We start from the raw sequence: 5,042 nt of genomic DNA on the forward strand, positions 1-5,042 counted from the left end.
CAGAATCACTCGATCCCTGTAGGAGCTGCCGACGGCTGCGATCTTTTTTTTGAGTCACGTCGCTAGTTCGAGGTTTTCGCCATCTGCGTATCCGACGCCCGCCAGATCAGCCGCGTCGTGTCGTAACCCTGCTGACGCGCCTTGCTCAGCAACTCTTCACGCACCACACCGTTGACGGTCGGCGTGCGCGACAGCAACCAAAGGTACTTGCGGCTCGGGTCGCCGACGATGGCCGTCTTGTAGTCATCGCTGACGTACAACACCCAGTACTCACCCTTCGCAATGCCCGGAATCAGCCGGGAAAACCAGGTATCGAACTCGACCCACAATTTGTCGGTCTTGCCCGGCACCTGTGGATAAGCCGTGCCCTTGACCTCTTCCCATTGCCACTGCGCTGTCAGACAGCGGTTCAACACCGCGACGTTACCGTCGGGCAACAGGCTGTAATGAGCTTCGGATTGCGCGCAGTCGCGCTGGAAATACATCGGCAAGCGCGCCAACTCGTACCAGGTACCCTGGTAGCGCTTGAGGTTGACGCTGTTGGCCGTTTTCGGCGCCAACGGATCCTGGCCAGAACTGGCACAGCCGGCCAATACCAGGCCGGCAAAAAGAATCATCAATAACCGCTTCATTGTTTTTCTCCCGTGGGCGCGTAGCCCCGGTTTACTTCAGGCCTTGGCCGGAAAACATCAGCACTTTGTCACCGGCATACTGCACGCTGATAAAGCTGTTCTTGTCGCCCCAGGTGCAACTGGACATGCCGAGCGCGCCTGAACAATCGGCGGGTTTGCCCAATAAGGTTTCCACGTCGGCCTTGGCCATGCCGGCCGAGAGCTTCGAGTAGTTTTCCTGATTGACCTTGCTGCATGCAGCCAACAACACGCAGAACGAAAGCAGGGCGATGGATCGCAGCGACATGGTGTAACTCCAGGGGCGAAGGGGATTGGCATGGCTGCCAAGCAGAACCTTAGAAGAGAAAACCCCCATCTGGTTCCCTCGCCAACCCGCTATTTATTGGGCCGCTCGTCTGCCATTTCCCCAAGAATCAGCCACTTTGTTCGGCTATCGAGCATTTCGTCGGTTTTCGTCAAAAGTGCCTAATCTTTGGCGCCGCTCTGTCGACATAAAATGCAACGCGAAGCCACGCCCGTGGCGTTTGCCCCTCTTTGTTGACCAGATCTCCTGCGGTAGCTCATCCAATGACCAGAAACATGAAATTCAGCCACAAGATCTTGCTGGCTGCCGCCCTCGTGGTGGCCGTCGCATTCGCTTGTTTCATCCTGTTCAACGACTATCGCCAGCGCCAGACCCTGCGCAGCAGCACCGAGGCCTCGATGCAGGAGCTCGGCAGCCTGACCACCAGCAACATCCAGACCTGGCTGGAAAGCCGCATGCAGTTGCTGCAATCAATGGCTCAGCAAGTCAGCGCCGACGGCAATGCCCCTGCCAGCCTGAAGCGGATCATCGACCTGCCCGCCTACACCGGCAATTTCCAGCTGAGCTACTTCGGTGGTGCGGACGGCGTGATGTTCTCGATCCCGGCGGGCAACCGCGCGCCGGACTACGACCCACGCGCCCGTGGCTGGTACAAAGCGGCCAACAGCGCGCAACAGACCATTGTTACCGAACCGTACATCGCCGCTTCGTCCGGCAAACTGGTGATCACCGTAGCGACCCCGGTACAGCGTCAGGGTCAGATGATCGGCGTTGCCGGTGCTGACATCGACCTGACCAGCGTCAGCGCGATCATCAACTCGCTGAACTTCGGCGGTCACGGCCATGCCTTCATTGTCAGCGCCGATGGCAAGATCCTGATTCACCCGGACAGCAAACTGGTGCTCAAGAACCTGACCGAGGCCTATTCCAGCGGTGCGCCGAAAGTCAGCCCGGGCATGAAAGAAGTCGAGATCGACGGCAAGCGCCAGTTCATCTCCTTCACCCACGTCAACGGCGTGCCGTCGGCGGATTGGTACGTGGCACTGGTGCTCGACCAGGACACCGCGTTCTCGATGCTCAGCGAATTCCGCACCTCGGCGATCATTGCCATGGTGATTGCGGTGGTGATCATCATTGCGTTGCTGGGCATGCTGATCAACCTGTTGATGCAGCCGCTGCTGACCATGGGCCGCGCCATGCATGACATTGCCGAAGGCGAAGGCGACCTGACCAAACGCCTGACCATTCACGGCCACGATGAATTCGGCGCGCTGGGCTTGTCGTTCAACCGTTTCGTCGAGCGTATTCACACCTCCATCATCGAAGTGTCCTCGGCCACCGGCCAGGTCAACGAAGTGGCACTGCGCGTGGTGGCCGCCTCCAACTCGTCGATGTTCAACTCCGACCAGCAAGCCTCACGCACCAGCAGCGTCGCCGCCGCAATCAACCAGCTCGGCGCCGCCGCCCAGGAAATCGCGCAGAACGCCGCCCTCGCCTCGCAACACTCCAGCGACGCGCGCAGCCTGGCCGAAGACGGTCAGCAGGTGGTGGATAAAACCATCGCGGCGATGCAACAGCTCTCGGCGAAGATCAGCGACTCGTGCGGCAATATCGAAACGCTCAACAGCAACACGGTCAACATCGGGCAGATTCTGGAAGTGATCACCAGCATCTCCCAGCAGACCAACCTGTTGGCCCTCAACGCCGCCATTGAAGCCGCGCGCGCCGGTGAAGCCGGACGTGGTTTCGCGGTGGTTGCCGATGAAGTGCGCAACCTCGCCCACCGCACCCAGGATTCGGCGCAGCAAGTGCAGAAGATGATCGAAGAACTGCAAGTCGGCGCCCGCGAAGCGGTGAGCACCATGACCGACAGTCAGCGCCAGAGCGAAAGCAGTGTCGGCATCGCCAACCAGGCCGGCGAGCGTCTTGGCAGCGTGACCCAGCGCATCGGTGAGATCGATGGCATGAACCAGTCGGTGGCGACTGCGACCGAAGAACAAACGGCCGTGGTGGAGTCGATCAACGTTGACATCACCGAGATCAACACATTGAACCAGGAAGGTGTGGAGAACTTGCAGGCGACCTTGCGTGCGTGTGCGGATCTTGAACAGCAGGCGGCGCGGTTGAAGCAGTTGGTGGGTAGTTTCAGGATCTAAGGCGCAGCTACTGGCAAAATCGCTAGCAGGCTAGCTCCCACAGGGGATTTGTGAACGCCACAGATCAAATGTGGGAGCCAGCCTGCTGGCGATGGCGGCATCAGTCGCCCCAAAAGACTAAAACCGTGAACCCGGTTTCGACAGAAACACCAATTCCTCAGCCGTAGACTCCCGCCCCAACACCGCATTGCGATGCGGAAACCGTCCGAACTGCGCAATCACTTTCTGATGCTTCTCGGCGTAATCCAGGTAATCGGCAAACAGAGTCCGGTCAGCTTCAGGCTGTTGCGCCACCAGCTCGATGTAGCGCGAGATGCATTCATTCTGCACCGCCAGGTGCTCGCAGTGCTCCAGCACCAGGTAGATGAATACTCGCTGGATCGGCCTTAACTGCCGATCAAAATCCGCAGCAATGCCTTGCGCCACCAGCGCTTGCGCCCTGAGATCGCCGGAAAAGGATTTGGGAGAGTCGCGAAAGATCATTCGCGGGAGTTGATCGAGCAACAGCACCAGTGCCAGCCGACCTTCGGGGCGTTGCGCCCATTCGGTCAATCCGCCGGCCAGTGCCTGCTCGACCTGGTCCCCGAAACGCTCACGCGCTTCGAGGTCCTGGCTGTCGCGCTTACCGAACCACAACTTGCCCTTGTCAGCCGCGATTGCCCTGGAGATTTCGGCTGTACCGAACCACCAATCGAGCAACGGCTGCCAAGGCGCGTTCATGATTTATTCCTTGTGGTAAGCCGTGACGCGGGCCACTTCTTCTTTCGAACCGAGGAACACCGCTACGCGCTGGTGCAGGCCTTCTGGCTGGATGTCGAGGATGCGCTGGTGGCCGTCGGTGGACGCGCCGCCCGCTTGTTCCACCAGGAACGACATCGGGTTGGCTTCGTACATCAGGCGAAGTTTGCCCGGCTTGGATGGCTCACGGCTGTCACGTGGGTACATGAACAGACCGCCACGGGTCAGGATGCGGTGCACGTCCGCAACCATCGCGGCAACCCAACGCATGTTGTAGTTCTTTTTCAGCGGGCCTTCATCGCCTGCCAGCAATTCGCCGACGTAGCGCTGTACCGGGGCTTCCCAGTGACGCTGGTTGGAGGCGTTGATGGCAAATTCCTGGGTGGCTTCAGGAATGGTGATGTTTTCGTGGGTCAGTACGAAGCTGCCCATTTCACGGTCCAGGGTGAAGCCTTTCACGCCGTCGCCCAGGGTCAGGATCAGCATGGTCTGTGGACCATAGATCGCGTAACCGGCGGCGACTTGTTGGGTGCCTGGCTGCAGGAAAGCCTTTTCATTCAAAGGTTCGTTCTGGCTCAGATACTCGTTCGGGCAACGCAGTACCGAGAAGATCGTGCCGACCGGGGCGTTGATGTCGATGTTCGACGAACCGTCCAGCGGGTCGAATACCAGCAGGTACGCGCCTTTCGGGTATTTGCCCGGGATCTGGTAGGCGTTGTCCATTTCTTCGGACGCCATGCCGGCCAGGTGACCGCCCCATTCGTTGGCTTCGAGCAGGATCTCGTTGGAGATCACGTCGAGTTTCTTCTGCACTTCGCCCTGAACGTTTTCAGTGCCCATGCTGCCCAGAACGCCGCCGAGGGCGCCTTTGGACACGGCGTGGTTGATCTCCTTGCAAGCACGCGCCACCACTTCGATCAGGAAGCGCAGATCGGCAGGAGTGTTGTTGCTGCGGGTCTGCTCAATCAAATAGCGACTCAAGGTAACGCGGGACATGGAAGGCTCCGGTGGAATGGGGGGCTAAAAACCCGCGCAGTTTAACGCGAGTCGGGGCGCATTTCCTCCTATCAGACGTGATCGGCTGAAGAGAGTTCATGCGCGGGGTTGAGCGTAGTAGGAAATGGGCCGGATGTGAGACACCGATAAATAGCAGTTTCGATAATTTAGTGTCAGTTCCGACGCCATCGCTGGCAAGCCAGCTCCCACAGGTAT

The 5,042-nt window shown here is 59.2% G+C and carries 5 protein-coding genes and 1 pseudogene; 2 read left to right on the forward strand and 4 right to left on the reverse strand.

The features are described from left to right. Positions 1–62: 62 nt before the first annotated feature. Together ACW9JC_RS28595 and ACW9JC_RS28600 are read right to left on the reverse strand one after the other, a co-directional pair. On the reverse strand, positions 63–632 hold the full coding sequence (locus tag ACW9JC_RS28595) for a lipocalin family protein (RefSeq protein ID WP_338584265.1): 570 nt from the start codon (positions 630–632) through the stop codon (positions 63–65). 31 nt (positions 633–663) lie between these two features. After that, positions 664–918 carry a hypothetical protein gene (locus ACW9JC_RS28600; protein WP_090328096.1) on the reverse strand — a complete coding sequence of 85 codons (255 nt, stop codon included), beginning with the start codon at positions 916–918 and terminating at the stop codon, positions 664–666. 293 nt (positions 919–1,211) lie between these two features. On the opposite strand from ACW9JC_RS28600, the pseudogene ACW9JC_RS28605 reads away from it, so the two are divergent. Continuing rightward, positions 1,212–2,234: pseudogene (locus tag ACW9JC_RS28605) on the forward strand (HAMP domain-containing protein); the annotation flags it as partial. 93 nt (positions 2,235–2,327) lie between these two features. Beyond that, positions 2,328–3,092 (forward strand): methyl-accepting chemotaxis protein, encoded by a 765-nt coding sequence (locus ACW9JC_RS28610; protein WP_457459236.1) that lies wholly within the window; start codon positions 2,328–2,330, stop codon positions 3,090–3,092. Between the two features lie 117 nt (positions 3,093–3,209). On the opposite strand, the gene ACW9JC_RS28615 is transcribed toward ACW9JC_RS28610, so the two are convergent. Together ACW9JC_RS28615 and ACW9JC_RS28620 are read right to left on the reverse strand one after the other, a co-directional pair. After that, entirely contained in the window at positions 3,210–3,812 is a 603-nt protein-coding gene (locus tag ACW9JC_RS28615; RefSeq protein ID WP_457459234.1) for a DUF924 family protein, read from the reverse strand. A 3-nt stretch (positions 3,813–3,815) separates the two neighbouring features. Then, a complete protein-coding gene (locus ACW9JC_RS28620; RefSeq protein ID WP_015093094.1) occupies positions 3,816–4,826 on the reverse strand; it encodes a class 1 fructose-bisphosphatase in 1,011 nt (336 codons plus the stop codon). Between the last annotated feature and the right edge of the window lie 216 nt (positions 4,827–5,042).

The sequence above is a fragment of the Pseudomonas sp. SDO5591_S426 genome (assembly GCF_054070755.1).